This window comes from Streptomyces sp. NPDC045287, assembly GCF_056432325.1.
In genome coordinates this window covers 482,957-498,926 of record NZ_JBWKJG010000002.1, presented here as the reverse complement: position 1 = coordinate 498,926, position 15,970 = coordinate 482,957, and the positions used below count along the sequence as shown (strand labels likewise).

At 75.6% G+C, this 15,970-nt stretch carries 11 protein-coding genes; 4 read left to right on the top strand and 7 right to left on the bottom strand.

Going from position 1 to position 15,970, the window contains the following annotated elements; all coding sequences use genetic code 11:
• Window positions 1–73: 73 nt before the first annotated feature.
• The 6 genes from AC07D6_RS05320 to AC07D6_RS05295 form a co-directional block, all read right to left on the bottom strand.
• A complete protein-coding gene (locus AC07D6_RS05320) occupies window positions 74–670 on the bottom strand; it encodes a dihydrofolate reductase family protein (RefSeq protein ID WP_479042136.1) in 597 nt (198 codons plus the stop codon).
• A gap of 131 nt (window positions 671–801) precedes the next feature.
• Window positions 802–1,371, bottom strand: coding sequence for a GNAT family N-acetyltransferase (locus tag AC07D6_RS05315; protein WP_315877877.1), 570 nt, complete (start codon window positions 1,369–1,371; stop codon window positions 802–804).
• Window positions 1,372–1,494: 123 nt separating this feature from the next.
• Window positions 1,495–2,829, bottom strand: a complete 1,335-nt coding sequence (locus AC07D6_RS05310; RefSeq protein WP_479042134.1) for a phytase — start codon at window positions 2,827–2,829, stop codon at window positions 1,495–1,497.
• A gap of 229 nt (window positions 2,830–3,058) precedes the next feature.
• Window positions 3,059–4,648 (bottom strand): MFS transporter, encoded by a 1,590-nt coding sequence (locus AC07D6_RS05305; protein WP_479042131.1) that lies wholly within the window; start codon window positions 4,646–4,648, stop codon window positions 3,059–3,061.
• 189 nt (window positions 4,649–4,837) lie between these two features.
• On the bottom strand, window positions 4,838–5,311 hold the full coding sequence (locus AC07D6_RS05300; protein ID WP_479042129.1) for a MarR family winged helix-turn-helix transcriptional regulator: 474 nt from the start codon (window positions 5,309–5,311) through the stop codon (window positions 4,838–4,840).
• 159 nt (window positions 5,312–5,470) lie between these two features.
• Entirely contained in the window at window positions 5,471–5,935 is a 465-nt protein-coding gene (locus AC07D6_RS05295) for an SRPBCC family protein (protein ID WP_315877881.1), read from the bottom strand.
• A gap of 220 nt (window positions 5,936–6,155) precedes the next feature.
• On the opposite strand from AC07D6_RS05295, the gene AC07D6_RS05290 reads away from it, so the two are divergent.
• Window positions 6,156–7,127, top strand: a complete 972-nt coding sequence (locus AC07D6_RS05290) for a TIGR03557 family F420-dependent LLM class oxidoreductase (RefSeq protein ID WP_315877882.1) — start codon at window positions 6,156–6,158, stop codon at window positions 7,125–7,127.
• A 230-nt stretch (window positions 7,128–7,357) separates the two neighbouring features.
• Window positions 7,358–8,302: an aminoglycoside phosphotransferase family protein gene (locus AC07D6_RS05285; RefSeq protein WP_479042125.1), complete on the top strand. Its 945-nt coding sequence runs from the start codon at window positions 7,358–7,360 to the stop codon at window positions 8,300–8,302.
• A gap of 152 nt (window positions 8,303–8,454) precedes the next feature.
• Here the strand turns inward: AC07D6_RS05285 and AC07D6_RS05280 are convergent, their stop codons facing one another.
• Window positions 8,455–9,468, bottom strand: coding sequence for an SGNH/GDSL hydrolase family protein (locus AC07D6_RS05280; protein ID WP_315877883.1), 1,014 nt, complete (start codon window positions 9,466–9,468; stop codon window positions 8,455–8,457).
• A gap of 1,357 nt (window positions 9,469–10,825) precedes the next feature.
• Between AC07D6_RS05280 and AC07D6_RS05275 the strand changes: the two genes are divergently transcribed.
• Together AC07D6_RS05275 and AC07D6_RS05270 are read left to right on the top strand one after the other, a co-directional pair.
• The gene (locus tag AC07D6_RS05275) at window positions 10,826–11,164 is read left to right on the top strand and encodes a trypco2 family protein (protein WP_315877886.1); all 339 of its coding nucleotides are present in this window, start codon (window positions 10,826–10,828) and stop codon (window positions 11,162–11,164) included.
• A 51-nt stretch (window positions 11,165–11,215) separates the two neighbouring features.
• Window positions 11,216–15,835: a tetratricopeptide repeat protein gene (locus AC07D6_RS05270; protein WP_479042122.1), complete on the top strand. Its 4,620-nt coding sequence runs from the start codon at window positions 11,216–11,218 to the stop codon at window positions 15,833–15,835.
• Window positions 15,836–15,970 lie beyond the last annotated feature (135 nt).

Sequence of the window (15,970 nt, the reverse complement as noted above, 5' to 3'; positions counted from 1 at the left end):
CCCCGCAAGCAGAAGGGCGCACCGGGGTTCGGTGCGGCGCGGCACCGCCCCGCCGGTGCCGCGGCCCGTCGGCCTACGCCCCGGCGGCGGGACGGTAGGTGCACACGTGCACGCCGGTGCCGCTGGTGGTCGTGGAGACCAGCTCCAGCCTGCGCATCCGGCCGTTGCCGGGGAAGAGGGACTTCCCGCCGCCGAGGATCACCGGCATGATCATCAGCCGGAGTTCGTCGACCAGGTCCTCGTCCAGCAGGGTGCGGACGAGGGTGGGGCTGCCCATGACGAGCAGGTCGCCGCCCTCGGTCCCGCGGAGCTCGCGGACGCGGGCGACGGCCTCGTCGCCCGGGACGCGCGTGGTGTTCTCCCACGTCAGGTCGGAGTCGCCGAGGGTCCGGGTCACGACGTACTTGCGGAGGGAGTTCATCCGGTCGGCGAACGGGTCGCCCGCCCGCTCCGGCCAGGCACCGGCCATCGCCCGCCACGTACGACGTCCGAGCAGCAGCGCGTCGGCCTTCCCCAGCGCGTCGTCGAACGCGCCGCCCACGACCTCCGGGTCGAAGAACGGGTGCGACCAGCCGCCGTGGGCGAAGCCGCCGTCGGTGTCCTCCTCGGGGCCGCCCGGGGCCTGCACCACGCCGTCGAGGCTGACGAACTCGCTGATCACGATGCGCATGTGACTCTTTCCTTTGCTCACCACGGGGTTACGGCAAGGGAGACCGCCGTGCCCCGGTAAACTCATCGGCCCCGCCCCACCGCACGGGGTGATGTGGCTCACACAGTCGTACGGGGGTCGTACCGGGGCGTTCAGGGGGTTCGCCGGGCCGCGCGGGCGGCGCGCCACTCGGGGGCGAGGACGGCCCAGACCTCCTCGTCGTGCCGCTCGCCCCGGTACGGGTGGCTCTCCCTGAGCACGGCCTCCCTCGTCATCCCGAGGCGCCGGGCGACGGCGATGCTGGGCGCGTTGCCGGAGGAGACCCACCACTCCACGCGGTGGACGCCCCGCTCCTCGACGGCCCAGTCGATGACCGCGCGGGCGGCGCGGGTCACCAGTCCCCTGCCGGTCGCCGCCGGCTCCAGCCAGCAGCCCGCCTCGGCGGTGCCCTGCCGGAGGTCCATCCGGCGCAGGACGACGGCGCCGACGAGGGTGCCGTCCGCCCGGATGCCGTGGATCCGCCCCGTGTCGGACGCGGCCTTCTCCGCGTACGCCTGGAGGAACGCCCTGCTCGACTCCAGGTCGGTCACGACGTCGGGGAGGGCGTTGAACCGGCCGATGAACTCCCGGCCCCGGTCGATGTGGGCGAGGAACTCCTCGGCCTGCGGGGGTTCGAGCGGGGCCAGTTCGGCGCCGTCGTCCCCCAGGGGCATCGCGTACATCGTCACCTTCCATGTGAGCGGCGGCGCTTGGCGCACGGATCTTCTCATGGTCGGTGCCACGGGTACGCGCCCGGTCCGCGCCGGGGCGCGAGCCGGCGCGGACCGGGCGGACCGGGTGCGGGGTCAGTCGTCGACGACGTCCATGACCTGCGCGAGGTCGACGAACTTGAAGCCGGTGGCGTCGCGGTCGTCGACGGAGGGGGTGTCGTCGCCGTCCTGGACGACGAGCAGGCCGTTGGGGTACTTGCGGCCGAGCGGGGCGTTCAGCACGGCGGCGCCGTCGCACTCCTCGGCGCCGTCGAGGACGGAGGAGGCGGCGACGCGGAAGCCGGCCTCGTACTCGTTATCGTCGGCCAGTTCGCGGTCGTACAGGGCGAAGGTGTCGTCGCCCTGGCTGGAGGCGAGGACGTAGCCGTCGCCGTCCGCCTCCGTCAGCAGGGTCAGGCCCTCCACGTCGGCCGCGAGGTGCTCACCGCCGTGACCCGGGTCGGGGGCGGTGGGCGAGCACTCGTCGCTCTCCTCGTCGTACGCCGCCGGGACGCCGTACTCGCGGACCTTGTCGATCAGCACGGGCGTGCCGGTGAGGTCGGCGCGCACCCGCCAGATGCCGACGTCCTCCTGGCCGGCGTACAGGGTGCCGTTCGCGGGGTCGACGACCATGCCCTCGACCTGCGGGAGTTCACCGGGCTCGCCGCACGGGGACCAGGAGGTGCCGTCGGGGAGGCGGAACGTGGCGGGCAGGTCCAGCGTGCGGACCTTGCGGTAGCCGACCGTGCCGTTGGTGCGGGCGACCAGCTCCAGCAGGGCGACCGTGGTGCGGTTGTTGCGGCTGACCAGCGCGTAGGAGCGGCGGGTGGTCGGGTCGGTCCAGGTGGCGAGGCCGTAGGCGGTGTCCTGCTCGTTGATCTCCTCCTGGTCGGTGGAGAAGATCGGGGCGGCCTGCGGGTCGGTGACGTCGGTGAGCGGACCGGCCGGGTTGTCGCGGTCGATGCGGTAGACGCGGAGGCGGTCGTGGCCGCGGTCACTGACGACGGCGAGGTCGGAGCGGGCGCCGGCCAGGGCCGTGCCGTGCACGAGGTCGACGTTGTTGAAGCGGCCGGGGGCGTCGTCGGGGCCGGCCGGCGGCGGCGCGGGGAGCGACTGGACCTGGCGGGCGTCGAGGTCGTAGACGCGCAGCCCGCCCTCCTTGGCGGTGGCGATGACGAGGCTGCGGTCCGGGGCGGCGGCGTTGCGCCAGATCGCGGGGTCGTCGGCGTCGGCGTTCCCGCCCTGGTCGTCGTCGTGGAGGGGGGCCGTCTCGGCCCGGGCGGTGACGGCGGGCAGCGACTCCGCGGCGGTCGCCGCGTGGGCGGGTACGACCGAACTGGCCAGGGCCGTGCACAGCAGCAGCGCGGCGGTGGCCGGAAGGGCGGATCGGCGGACGGTCACGTACGTCTCCTCCGTGTCGGGGGTGTGCATCCGCAAGATCGTCGGGCGGCGCGGAAGCCGCCGGGTTACACCCCGCCGAAGGGGGCCGGACCGCGCCGCGAACACGCGGTGTCGGGTGTTCGGCCCGTCGTGAAGCGGCGGCGCCGTGGCGGGCCGGCCGGCGCCGCGGCACCGGAAGGGCGCCGCGCGACCGCTCCGCGACCCCCGGGTACGCCACGGGGGCGCCCGCCGCGACCGCGCGGGCGCCCCCAGTCCTCCGTCAGCCCTCCGCGGCACCGGTACGGGGCCGCAGTCCGGCCGCCGCGACGGCGGCGCCGACGAGGCACAGCACGCCGGTGACGATCACCGCGGTGTGCACGCCGCCCATGAACGCCTGGCCGCTCCCCTCCACGACCGCGGCCCTCACCTGGGCCGGCATGCCGGCGGAGACGGGCGACACGCCCATCGCCACGGCGTCCTTCGCCTCCTCCAGCCGCCCGGCGAGCTCCGCCGGAACCCCGGCGCGCGTCAGCTCCCCGGTGAGCGTGGAACCGACCCGGCTGCTGATGAGCGACACGAGGACCGACGTGCCGAGCGCGCCGCCGACCTGCAGGGCGGTCGCCTGGAGCCCGCCCGCCACGCCGCTGTCCCTGACGGGCGCCTGGCCCACGATGGCGTCGGACGACGCGGACAGGACCATGCCGACGCCGAGGCCGAGCGCGACGAACGGCGGCCACATCGTGGCGTACGAGGAGGCCGTGTCCCAGGTGAGCATGCCGAACGTGGCGGCGGCCTGGAGCAGCATGCCCAGCGGCATGGTGAGCCGGGGCCCGAAGCGGCCCGTCAGCATCGCCCCGAGCGGGGAGGCGACGAGCGAGGCGAGGCTCAGCGGCAGCGTGCGCACTCCGGCCTCGACGGGCGAGTAGCCGCGGACGTTCTGCAGGTAGAGCATCACGAAGAAGATCACGCCGAGCAGGACGAAGAAGTTCAGCGCGGTGACGACCGTTCCGACGGTCAGCGCGCGGTTGCAAAACAGCCGCATCGGCAGCAGCGGGTGCTCGACGCGCGTCTCGTACCAGCCGAAGACCACGAGGAGCAGGACGCCGGCGGCGACGGCGCCCAGGGTGCCGGGCGAGGTCCATCCCCAGGTCTCGCCCTTGACGACGCCGAAGACGGCGGAGAGCAGTCCGAGGGCGAGCAGGACGACGCCGGGCACGTCGAAGCGGTGGCGCCCGCCGGGGTTCTTGCTCTCGGGGAGGACGGCGGCGCTGACGAGCAGCGCGATCACGCCGATGGGCGCGTTGACGAAGAAGACCGACTCCCACGAGACGTGTTCGACGAGGAGGCCGCCGACGATGGGGCCGAGCGCGGTCGACACGGCCGAGACCATGGCCCAGATGCCCACGGCCATGCCGAACTTCCGGGGCGGGAAGACCGCCCGCAGCAGACCGAGCGTGTTGGGCATGAGGAGGCCGCCGAAGAAGCCCTGCGCGGCGCGGAAGGCGATCACGCCCTCGATCGAGCCGGCCAGGCCGATGGCCACCGAGGCGAGGGTGAAGCCGACGATGCCGACGACGTAGTACGTGCGCCGGCCGAAGCGGTCGCCGAGCTTGCCGCCGAGGATCAGGGTCGCCGCGAGGGCCAGGAGGTAGGCGTTGGTGACCCACTGGAGGTCCGCGGTGGACGCGTGGAGGGTGCGGCCGATCTCGGGGTTGGCGATGGCGACGACGGCCCCGTCGAGCTGGACCATGAACAGGCCGAAGGCGACGGCGAGCAGGGTCAGCCAGGGGTTGGCGCGCCGCCCCGTGGCGCCGGCGGCCCCTGGGGACGCGGCGGGCGGGGCGGAAGCGGCTACGGGTGTTGCGGACATGGGGATGCGGAGTCCTCGGAACGTGGCGGTACGGATGGACGGCGCGCCGCGGCGGACCGTCGGCGGCACGGGCGCGCGGCACGGCGGCACGGGAGGCGGCACGGCGGCGCGCAGGGGCAAGCGCCGCGCGCACGGAGGCGGAGGGGCGTCCGTGCGTGCGGTCGGGAACCTCCGGTGGAGGCGGCGGGACTACTCGGCCGCGGGGTGGAGGTGGTGCGTCAGCGACGTGAGCGCGCCCACGGCGGAGCCGAGGGCGTCCATCTCCCCGTCGGTGAGGAACTGCAGCGCGCGGGCGACGTGCGCGTTGCGGAGGCGTTGGACCTCCGCCAGCTCGCGCCGGGCCCGGGGCGTCGGGTGGAGGTGCGCGATCCGCTTGTCGGCCGCGTCGCGCCGCCGCTCCAGCAGACCGGCCTCGGTGAGCTGGGAGACGAGGGCGCTGACGTTGTTCGGCCGCATGAGGAGGGCGTCGGCCGCCTCGCGCACCGTGGCGCCCTCGTGGCGCATGACGAAGCGGAGCAGCGCGAGCTGCCCCTCGGCCGGCTTGGGGTGCCGGATGTCCTGGGCGATCCGGCGCTCCAGGGCGCGGTTCAGCTCCGGAAGGCACTCCGCCAGCACGGAGGCCAGGCGGTCGGTGTCCGGAGCGGACGCGCGGGGATCGGGCATTCCCCAAGAATAGGTCTTATGAGATAGCTATGTCAACGTACCTATGCCCCGAGGGCGGCGGAGGGGACCTCGAAGAGGCTGGGGAAAGGGCCCCGACGGCGGAAGGGACCGCGCGGTACGCGGTCCCTTCCGCCTGGTGGCCGGTGCCCCGGCCGCCGGTCAGGCGTCGCCCGGCCTGACGCGACCGCGCCAGGCGCCGGACTCGCCGCCCCGCGTCTCGATGTACTCCTTGAACCGGCGCATGTCGCCCTTGACGCGGCGGTCGATCGTGCCGGTCAGGTCGGCGGCCTTCTCGGCGAGGCCGGTCGGTTCGACGTCCATCACCAGCTCCACGCGCGTGTGCGTCTCGTCGACGCGCTGGAAGCTGACGACGCCCTTCTGCTGGGTGTCGCCGCTCACCGTCCGCCAGGCGATGCGCTCGTCGGGGAGCTGGTCGATGATCTCGGTGTCGAACTCGCGGCGGACGCCGCCGATCTTCGTCGTCCAGTGGTTGTGCCGGTCGTCGACCTGCCTGACCTCTTCGACGCCCTCCATGAAGTTCGGGAACTCCTCGAACTGGGTCCACTGGTTGTACGCGGTGCGGACCGGCACCTCGACCTCGACGGTCTCCTTCACCTTGCTCATCAGTCACTCCTTGGTCTCGTGGCGGTGGCGCGAGGGGCACGCGCCGCGCTCGGCACCGGTGAGCGGGTACCCGCTCGCCCCGGATCATGCACGCGCGCACCGGACCGGCCGGAGCGGGAGGCGGCGCGGGGTACCCCGTTCGGGGGGCGGGGACTGTTAGGGGTCCGGCTCGCGGGGTACCTCTGCGCGGACCGCACGGATCCACGCTCAGGGGTGTCGTATGGAGATCGGGTACAAGCTCGCGGCGGAGGCGTTCGCACCGGGCGAGCTGGTGAGGCAGGCTGTCCTGGCCGAGGAGGCCGGGTTCGACTTCGTCGAGATCAGCGACCACTTCCATCCGTGGCTGGACAACCAGGGGCACTCCCCGTTCGCCTGGACCGTACTCGGCACGATCGCGGCGAAGACGAGCCGGATCGGCCTGGCCACCGGGGTGACGTGCCCGACGATGCGGTACCACCCGGCGGTCATCGCGCAGGCCGCGGCGACGCTGGCACTGCTGTCGGAGGGGCGGTTCGTGCTCGGCGTCGGCTCGGGCGAGCGGCTGAACGAGCACATCGTCGGCGAGGGCTACCCGGCGGTCGCCACGCGCCACGAGATGCTCCGCGAGGCCCTGGAGATCATCCGGCTGCTGTGGAGCGGCGGGTACCGCTCGTACGAGGGGAAGCACCTGCGGCTGGAGGACGCCCGCGTCTTCGACCTGCCGCCGTCGCCGCCGCTCCTCGCCGTGGCGGCGAGCGGACCCGACTCGACGCGGGTGGCGGCCGAGCTGGGAGACGCGCTGTTCGCCACCGAGGCCAAGCCGGAGATCGTCCAGGGGTACCGGGACGCCGGGGGCGACGGGCCCCGCTACGCGGAGGTGCCCATGGCCTGGGCCCCCGACGAGAAGACCGCCGTGCGGGCGGCGCTGGAGACGTCGCGGTGGGCGGTGACCGGCTGGAAGGTGATGAGCGAGCTCCCCAACCCGGTGAACTTCGACGCCGCCACGACCACCGTCCGCGAGGAGGACATCCTGAGCGCCTTCGCCTGCGGCAACGACCCGGAACGGTACGTGGAGATGGCGCAGGGGTACGTCGACGCCGGGTTCGACCGGCTGGTCATGCAGAACGCGGGGCCCGACCCGGACGGCTTCATCGACTTCTACCGGCGCGAGCTGGACTCCCGGCTGCGCGGACTGAAGCCGGGCGGCGCCTAGACACGGCACGGGCGCGCCGAAGGGGACCGGCCCCGGAGCGGCTGGCACCGACCGGCGACGGGAGGCCCGGAAGAATATCCGATTGTCCGGTGGCGGAGCGGCGGCGAGAATCGCGGGATGCGCGATCAGCGACCGTACGACGGCGCCGCCGTCCCGGCGCCCGCGCCCCCCGGCGCCGCGAGGACGCGACCGGCCGGAGAGCGCGAGCGGCCGGGACCGGTGGGGGCGCGGTGACCGCCGGCCGGGCACACGACCGGGTCCGGGTCCCCGCCGCGCTGGCCGCGTCGCTGCCCGGGGACGCCTGGCGGAGGTGGATCGGCGCGCTGCCCGGGCTGGCCGAGCGGTTCCTGGACCACTGGGACCTGCGGCCCGACGGCCCCGCCGCGCACGGGGTCGTCGCCCTGGTCCTCCCGGTCCTGCGGCCGGACGGGACGCCCGCCGTCCTCAAGCTCCAGCCCGTGGACGAGGAGACCCGCGGCGAGCCCCTCGCCCTGCGCGCCTGGGGCAACCGCCACGCCGTCGACCTGCTGGACCACGACCCCGGTACGGGGACCATGCTCCTGGAGCGCCTCGACGCCTCCCGGTCGCTGGAGACGGTCCCGGACGACATCCGGGCCCTGCGGGACCTGTCGGAGCTCCTCGCCCACCTGGTCGCGACCCCGGCCCCGCAGGGCCTGCCGCGGCTGGCCGACCTCGCGCGCGCCCTGCTCGACCGGCTCCCCCGCGGCGCGGACCGCCTGACCGACCCGGACGAGCGGCGCCTCCTCGCCACCTGCGCCGCCGCGACGCGGGAGGTGCTGGACGAGCCCGGCGACCGCCTCCTGCACTGGGACCTCCACTACGCCAACGTCCTCGCCCCGCTGCCCGGGTCGCCGACGCGCGGACGGGCCGGCTGGGTCGCCATCGACCCCAAGCCCCTCGCCGGCGACCCCTGCTTCGAGCTCCTGCCCGCCCTGTACAACCGCTGGGACGACGTCATCCGCACCGGGGACGTCTCCGCGGCCGTGCGCCGCCGCTTCCACCTGATGACCGAGGTGCTCGGCCTCGACCGCCGGCGGGCCACCGCCTGGACCCTCGCCCGCGTCCTCCAGAACGCGCTCTGGCACATCAAGGACGGCGCCACCTCGCTCGACGGGCCGCAGGCCGCCATCGCCCGCGCGCTCCTGAGCTCCTGAGCTCCTGAGCGGGCGTACGGGGACGGCCCCGTGACCGGTGGCCCCGGGCCCGGACGCCTTCGGGAGGGACCGTCCGGCACGGTCCGGCTCGGCGGCACCCGGGGCCGTCGTGCGCGTACGCCGCCGAGCCGGGCCTTCCTTCGCGTACGGCCTCACTTCACGTACAGCTTCGCGATGTCCTTGGCGGCCACGTCCCCGTACGTGTCGCGGCCCGTCTCGTTCGGGTGCAGGAACCACGGCAGGGGCTGGTGGAGCAGCGTCACCGCCGACGGCTCCAACAGGGCGCCGATGCCGCGTTCCAGGCCGGCGCAGGCGGTGAGGGGCTCGGTGTGGGCGTAGAGGTCGACGAAGTGGGCCCCGTTCGCGGCGGCCTTGGCCTTCATGAGGTCGTTCAGCGGGACCTGGACCTTCTTGTCGAGGAAGGACAGCGCGTTCTCGGGGACGTCGGCGAGCGGCTTCTCCGTACCCCCCGGTACGGCCGCCCGGCACGTGGTCGTGTCCTCCGGGACGAGCCTCGGGTAGCCGACGAGCACGGCCCTCGCGTCCGGGGACTCGCTGCGGATCTCCGAGAACAGCTTGTCGAGGTCGGTCGCGGCCACGGCGAACCGCTCCTTCAACCAGGTGGCCCCCGCGCCCTTTTCGAAGAAGGCGCGGCAGTCCGCCGCGGGTGACGCCGTGTCCACCGCCGTGGCGGGCATCAGCGCCCCCTCGTTCCCGCGCAGCCGCGCCGAGCACTGCTTCAGGATCGGGCCGAGTCCCACCGTGTCGGCCCCCAGGCTTCCGACGACGAGCTGGGTGTCCTTGCGCAGCGCCCTCTTCTGCGGTTCGGCCGTGAGCCCGCCGCCCAGGTCCTGCGGCTCCCACACGTGGTTGAGGCGCGCCCCCGCGCAGGACACGTCGGCCTGCACCTGCACCTCCACCGCCTGATCGGCCAACTGGTCCACCATGACGGCCGGCACGTTGTCCGTCGCCCGTACGCACAGCAGGGCGTTGCCGTCGACGGGCGCGATGCCGTACCCGGCGGTGTACGCGTCGCCGAGGAACACCGCCCGCAGGTGCACGGGGTTGGGCGGCCGGACGGGCGCGTGCGTCCACGCCCCCAGGCTCATCACGACGAGCGGCAGGAGGGCGGCGGCGCGCCGGCGCGCGGACAGGCTCTTTCGCACGGAGGCTCCTTCCGGGGGTCCCGCTCCGCGGGATGGCGGGGTCTGCGTCGACATCCGTACCCTTCACCCCGAACGTCCACGTCCGTACCCCTGTCACCCACATGGGGTGTTCGGCGTACGCCGGCGCCGGCCGGGCACCGCCACACGCCCGGCCCCGCGTCCCCGCCCCGGCGGGGCGCCCTCGCCCGGTGTCCCGCCGGTGGACCGCCCGGGGGGCGCTCGCCGTCGAACGGGCCGACGGCGGACTGTGCCGCTGGGCAGGGGGCGGGCCCGGACCGACGGGCCCGAGCGGTTCCGCGACGGCCGGCCAGGACGAGGGACTCGAACCCTTCGCCCCACCGGCCGGGTTCGACCCCCTGTACCCGTCCAGGGGCGTCGTCCCCTCCGGAGTGCCGTTCGCCACCCGTCCCGGCAGGCGCCCGCGCCTCACGGGGGCCGGCGCGGACGTGGTCGTCCTGCCGCACCGACCGGAGTGCCACGACGGCGAGCAGTGCCGGTGCTGCGACGCGGCCCTCACCGGAGCGGGCCGCACGTCCTCCCACCACAACCTGGTGCGGCCGGCCGTCGCCCTCTACCGACCGCACGGCCTCGACGGGCTCTGGCCGTCGCCGGTGGTCAGGACGGACCTCGTCCCCTTGCCCGACCGCTCGCTCCGCGTGACGCGCTTCGCCGACCGGTTCGAGGCGAAGCCGACCGGGATCGCCCCGCCGGCCGCCGCGGTCGACAGAGGCGACAGGGTCCGCGAACACCGCCGCCCCGCGGAGGGACCGCCGGCCGACCGGGCGGACCTCGTCGACTTCGCTCCCGGCGTCCCCGGCGTACCCGCGTCGACCTGCGCCGGTCGCCGCCGGGGGGACGTCGGGCCGTTCCCCCGGCTCAAGGAGTGGACGGCGAAAGTTCCGAGAGCCGGCGGGCGCCGGTCCGCTCCGCGTGCGGGCCCGCGAGGTCGGACTCTTCCCCAACCAGGAGCCGCGCCCCGGCGCGCGCCCGGTCGCCCACGCGCGGTGAGATCACCGAACGAACGGTGTTCACCGGCACGGACCGGACCACCGTCGCCCGCGGGGCACCGCGCCCGCCGCCGGGCCCGCGCCGTGCCCGGCGACCCCGTCCTCGTACGGGCCGGTCGGCGTCCGGTGCCCGCGCCGCCCGCCGGGGAGCCGCGGCCCCGGTGCGGCCCCCGGTGCCCCGCGCCCGACGCGCTCCCCGTCCGGTGGAACGGGTCCGGCGGCCCGGCCTTCCCGATCCGCCGGACAGGGCAACTGCCGCTTGGCTACAGTCTGTTCCCTCCGGCAGGACACCTGGCGGAGGGCGCGCACGGCGAGGTTCCGGAGCCGCGCGGAAACCGTGGGGGGACTGTATGGACATTGGACTCGGGGACGCCGTCGCCGCGTTGCGCGACGACCTCATGGAGGCCGTGCGGCGCGGCGAGGGCCGGGAGGTCACCTTCGACGTCGGCCCGATCGAGATGGAGTTCCTCGTCGAGCTCCGCCAGGAGGCCCGGGCCAAGGCAGGCTTCCGCGCGTGGGTCGTCACCGCGGACGCCGAGGGCGCCGCGGCACGCGGCCGCAGCCATCGGATCATGGTGACGCTCACACCGCGCCGCGGCGGCGGTCCGGTGAGGATCTCCGCGCAGGACCGGGACCTGCCCGGCGGCGAGGCACCGGAGGACGAGGTCCGTGCCCGGCGGGCCCGGTGACGGGGCGGTCCTCCCGCCCCGGCGGGAGCGGCCCGGGAGCACGGACGGCCGATGAGCGGTAACCGCGTCGTACGGGTGGCGGCGGCGGGCGGATGGGCCGCCGGCTACGAGATCGCCCCGCGCCTGGTCCTGACGGCGGCGCACGCCGTGGCCGCCGTCGGCTCGCCCGTCGCGGTCTCCCGCGCCGGGGAGTTCACCGACCACCCGGGACACGTCGTGTGGCGGGGGACGCCGGAGGACCCCACCGGGAACGACCGGTCCGGTACGGACGCCGCGCTGGTGCGCGTCTCCGCGGAGGATTGGGAGCCCGCCCCGCCCGGCCGGACGCTGTGGGGCCGGATCGTCGGGGACGGCGAATCCGTCCTGTGGCGGGCCACCGGCTTCCCGCACTCCGAGGAGCGCTGCCGGGAGTCGGAGCAGGCCGAAGGGAAGATCAGCCCGCTCAGCGGTCTGGTCGGCGGCATGTACGTACTGGACTGCACCACCTTCCGCGACCGGGGGCCCGACGACTCGTCCTGGCGGGGGATGTCGGGAGCGGCCGTGCTGTGCGGCGACTTCGTGGTGGGCGTCGTCGTCAGGGACGTGCCCGACCGCGTTCCCGCGCGGCTGGAGGCGGAACGCGCCGTCACCCTCCTGCGCGACGGCACGTTCCTCGCCGCGCTCGAGCGGTACGGGGCGCCCGGCCCCCATGTCCCCCAGCCCGTCGAGTACGCGGCTCTCGCCGACCCCGACCACCACGCCGGGACGCGGCACGCCCCCCGGTCGGCGGTGGAGCTGCTGCATCCGGGCCGGGCGATCGTGCCCTTCCACGGCCGGGAGGAGGAGCTGAGCGCGCTCGCCGCGTGGGCGGAACGGGCCGACGGCGAGGTGGCGGTGGTCCACGCCCCCGGCGGCCGGGGCAAGACACGGCTCGTGGTGGAACTCTCCCGCCGCCTCGGGGCGAAGTGGTCCTTCCTGTGGCTGCGGCCCGGTGAGCGGATGGACGCCCGCACCCGTGCGCCCGGGCTGCCGCTGATGGTGGTGGTCGACGGCGCGGACGGCCGCGTCGAGGAGACGCGTTCCGTCCTGGAATTCGCCTCGCGGTACCGCGAGGCACCGGTCAAGGCGGTCCTCCTCGCCCGCTCGGCCGGCGGATGGCTCGAGGAGGTCGCCGGGGACTCGCTGCACCGCGGATCGGTGCTGTCGACCGCGCTGGTCCGTGAGCTCCCGGAGCTGCCGCCGGCCGGCCCCGACGACCACCTCGCCGCCGCCCGGGCCCTGGCCGCCGGGCTGGCGGCCCTCCCCGGCTCCGGGAAGCGCCGGTGGAAGAAGCTCGCCAAACGCATCCCGCGGCCCGCCCCCCACAGCGCTTCCGGCTCCCCGCTGACCCTGCACATGACCGCCCTGGTGCACCTCCTGGACGCGGCACAGGGCGTCGCGGCCACCACGGGTGACGCCTCGGCCGTCGAGAAGCGGCTCCTGGAGCACGAGCGGGCGCACTGGCTCGGCACCGCCAGGGCCCACCGGCTCTGCCCTCCCCTGCTGTGGGGCGTGCTGGAGGACGCGGTGGCCGCCGTCGTGGCCCTGGGCCCGCACGGGCGGCACGAGACCGCGGCCGTCCTCGGCCGGGTGCTCGGCGACGGCACGGCCGCCGGTGCCCGTGCCGTGCACGCCTGGATCAGGACCGCGCTGCCCACCGACGGTGACGCCGTCGGGCACCTGCGCCCCGACCGGCTCGCCGAACGGCTGGTGGGCGAGCGCTTCCGCGACCACCCGGACCTGGTCGACGCCCTGCTGCCGACCGCGACCCCCGCCCAGGCCACCCGGTTCCTCACCCTGGTCACCCGGGCGTCCGTACGGCACGCCGGCCCCGGCACCGGGGAGCTGACCGACTGGTGCCTGCGCCACCCGGCGGTGCTCGGCCCGGCGGCCGTCGCCCTGGCCCCCCGGCTGGAGGAGCCGGCGCCCCTGCTGTCCGTGCTGCGGGCCCTCGTCGACCGCCCCGGCGCGGAACTCGGCGAACTCGAGGAGCTGGCCGCCGCCGTACCGCCCAGCACCCATCTGCTGGCCCCCTGGGCGCTCCGCCTGCACCGGCGCATCGTCGACGTCCACCGGCTGCGGGCCGCCGCCGACCCGGCGGCCCGCCCCGGACTCGCCGTCGCCCTGCGGGAGCTGTCCAAACGCCTGTCGTCCATGGGCGAGCGGGAGGAGAGCCTCAGGGCGGTGGAGGAGGCCCACGGCCTGTGGCGGGAGATCCCGGCGGACCACCCGCGCCACCGGGCCGAACGGGGAGCCTGCCGCGTCAACGCGTCCATCTTCCTCACCGCCGCGGAACGCCGGCGGGAGGCGTACCAGGCCGCGGTGGAGGGCGCGGACCTGCTGCGCGCCGCGCTCCGCCCCGACGACCCCGCGAGCCGCGTGGACCTGGTGAAGGCCCTGGACACGCTGATGCTGGCCGCGGGCGCCCTCGGCGACCACGACACCGCGTGGCGCGTGTGCGAGGAGAGCGGGGAGCTCTGCGAGGCCGTCTGGCGCGACGACCCGACGGCCCACACCCCCCTCCTGGTGAACCACCTGAACAACCGGGCCATCGTCGCGATGGGCTCCGGCCGCCGCGACGTCGCCCTGGCGGCGGTCCGCAGGGCGGTCGAGATGCAGCGGCAGCTCGCCGCCGACGCCCCCGACGCCCACCTGCCGGGACTCGCCCTGGTCCTCGCCACCGCCTCCTCCGCGGCGCAACTGGCCGGACTCCCCCGCGAGGCCCTGGAGAAGATCCGCGAGTCCGTCACCATCCGCCGCCGCCTGGCCAAGGCACGCCCCCGGGCCTACCTGGCCGACCTCGCCTCCGCCCTCAACAGCCTGGCCATCGACCTCGACAACCTCGGACACCGCGCCGAAGCGCTCGACGCCGCCGAGGAGTCGGTACGGCTCTACCGCGAACTGGCCGACGAGCAGCCGCACGTCCACACCCCCGGCCTGGCGCTCGCCCTCAACACCCTGGCGCTGAAGCGCCAGGCCAACGGCTACCGCCGCCGGGCGCACCGCGTCGCGCAGCAGAGCGTCCACGGGTACCGCGAGCTCGCCGAGCGCGAACCGGGCGGCTTCCGCGGCCACCTGGCCATGTCCCTCACCACTCTCGCGGGCACGCTGAAGTCCGAGGACGGAGGGCGGGACACGGCACGGGCGGCCGACTGCCTGCGGGAGGCGGTGGGGATCCTCCGGGACCTGTTCAGGACCGCGCCGGGCGCCCACCTCCCGGACCTCGCCACCTGCCTCAACAACCTGGCGGGCGCCTACGTCCTGCTCGGCGACCCGCGCAAGGCCCTGGAGACGGTCCAGGAGGCCATGGAGCTCAACGGCGCGGCGGAGGGGGACCTCCCGGCGGCCTTCGCCGAGCCGATGCTCAGGAACTGGCTGACCGCCTTCCGGTGCCACAGCGACCTGGGGGACTTCGAGGGGGCGCGCCACGCGGGCGAGGAGGCCCTGGCCCGGTTGCGCACGCTCAGCGTCGAGGCGCCCTCCCGCTACGAGACCGACCTGTGGGCCGTCCTGTCGGGCACCGCCGCCCTGCTGTGGTTCTCCGGGGAGCGGGAGGAGTCGGTCCGGCGCTCGCGCGAGGCGCTGGACATCAAGGACCGCTGGGTCCGGCGGGACCCCGACCGCCACCGGGCCGAGCAGGCCGAGGCCCTCGAAGCGTACGCGCGGCAACTGTGGCTGCTCGGCCGCACGGCGGAGGCGTCGGCGGCCGCCGACGAGGCGCGCGCGCACCGGCGCGCCGACCACCTGCGCCGGGGCGACGACACCACCCGGCTCGCCCTGGCCCGCGCCGATGCCCTCCACGCCGAACTGCTGGAGGCACGCGGCCGCTGGCCGGACGCCCTGGCCCCCGCGCAGGACGCCCTCGCCGCGCTCCGCGCGCACCACGCGTCGGACCCCCCGGGCCTTCGGGCCGACCTCTCCGGCGCGCTCGTGCGGCAGGCCGGCCTGCTGTGGCGCGCCGGTGACCTGCCGGGGGCGCTGTCAGCCGTCGAAGAGGCGGTCACGGTCGCCCGTACCGGTGTCGAACCGCCGCCCGCCGACTTCGCGGCGGGCAACGCCCTGCTGCACCGCGCCCTGCTGCGGTCCGAGGCGGCGGCCTCGGACACCGCCCGTGCCGGGGCGGCCCTGTCCCTGCTCGCCGAGGTCGTCGGCTTCTGCGAGGCCCTGCCGGAGGACCCCTCGGCGGAGCTGCTGCTCGCCGGGGCGCTGACCGCTTTCGGAACGTACGCGGTGACGGTACCGGGCAGGGAGGCGGAAGGGGTCGTGGCGAACGGGCGCGCCGTGGACGTCCTGCGCCGCCACGTCGACGCCCTCCCCTTCCTGGCCTCCGCGCTGGCCGACTCCCTCGCGGAGCAGGCGCGGGGGTTCGCCGTGACCGGACGCGCGCGGGAAGCCGTGGAGGCCGCGGACGACGCGGTCCGACGCGCGCGCCTCCTCACCTCCCAGGACCCGCACGCCCATCGTGAAGTGCTGGCGAACGCCCTCGCCGCCTCCGCGCGCTCCCGGCTGGCGGCGGACGGGCCCTCCGCCGCGGCCCGCGCCGACTCCACCGAGGCCGTGGCCCTGTTCCGCGCGCTCGCGCGGGAGCAGCCGCTGGCCGTGGCCCGGAGGGCCGCCGAAGCGCGGGAGGTCCACGACCGGCTGCACGCGTGAGGGCGCCCGCGAGCGGCTCTCCATCCGCGAGAACGCCTTCGGCGACCGGCTGCACGCGTGAGGGCGCCCATGACCGCGTTCACCCGAATGGCGGGTACCGGAGTGACCGGGCCGCGGAGGGCGTCGTTCCTGCCC

What these genes read in the sequence shown, in the direction of transcription:
- AC07D6_RS05320 (WP_479042136.1), bottom strand. Translation starts at nt 670, where the DNA reads ATGCGCATCGTGATCAGCGAGTTCGTCAGCCTCGACGGCGTGGTGCAG.
- AC07D6_RS05315 (WP_315877877.1), bottom strand. Translation starts at nt 1,371, where the DNA reads ATGTACGCGATGCCCCTGGGGGACGACGGCGCCGAACTGGCCCCGCTC.
- AC07D6_RS05310 (WP_479042134.1), bottom strand. Translation starts at nt 2,829, where the DNA reads ATGCACACCCCCGACACGGAGGAGACGTACGTGACCGTCCGCCGATCC.
- AC07D6_RS05305 (WP_479042131.1), bottom strand. Translation starts at nt 4,648, where the DNA reads ATGTCCGCAACACCCGTAGCCGCTTCCGCCCCGCCCGCCGCGTCCCCA.
- AC07D6_RS05300 (WP_479042129.1), bottom strand. Translation starts at nt 5,311, where the DNA reads ATGCCCGATCCCCGCGCGTCCGCTCCGGACACCGACCGCCTGGCCTCC.
- AC07D6_RS05295 (WP_315877881.1), bottom strand. Translation starts at nt 5,935, where the DNA reads ATGAGCAAGGTGAAGGAGACCGTCGAGGTCGAGGTGCCGGTCCGCACC.
- AC07D6_RS05290 (WP_315877882.1), top strand. Translation starts at nt 6,156, where the DNA reads ATGGAGATCGGGTACAAGCTCGCGGCGGAGGCGTTCGCACCGGGCGAG.
- AC07D6_RS05275 (WP_315877886.1), top strand. Translation starts at nt 10,826, where the DNA reads ATGGACATTGGACTCGGGGACGCCGTCGCCGCGTTGCGCGACGACCTC.
- AC07D6_RS05270 (WP_479042122.1), top strand. Translation starts at nt 11,216, where the DNA reads ATGAGCGGTAACCGCGTCGTACGGGTGGCGGCGGCGGGCGGATGGGCC.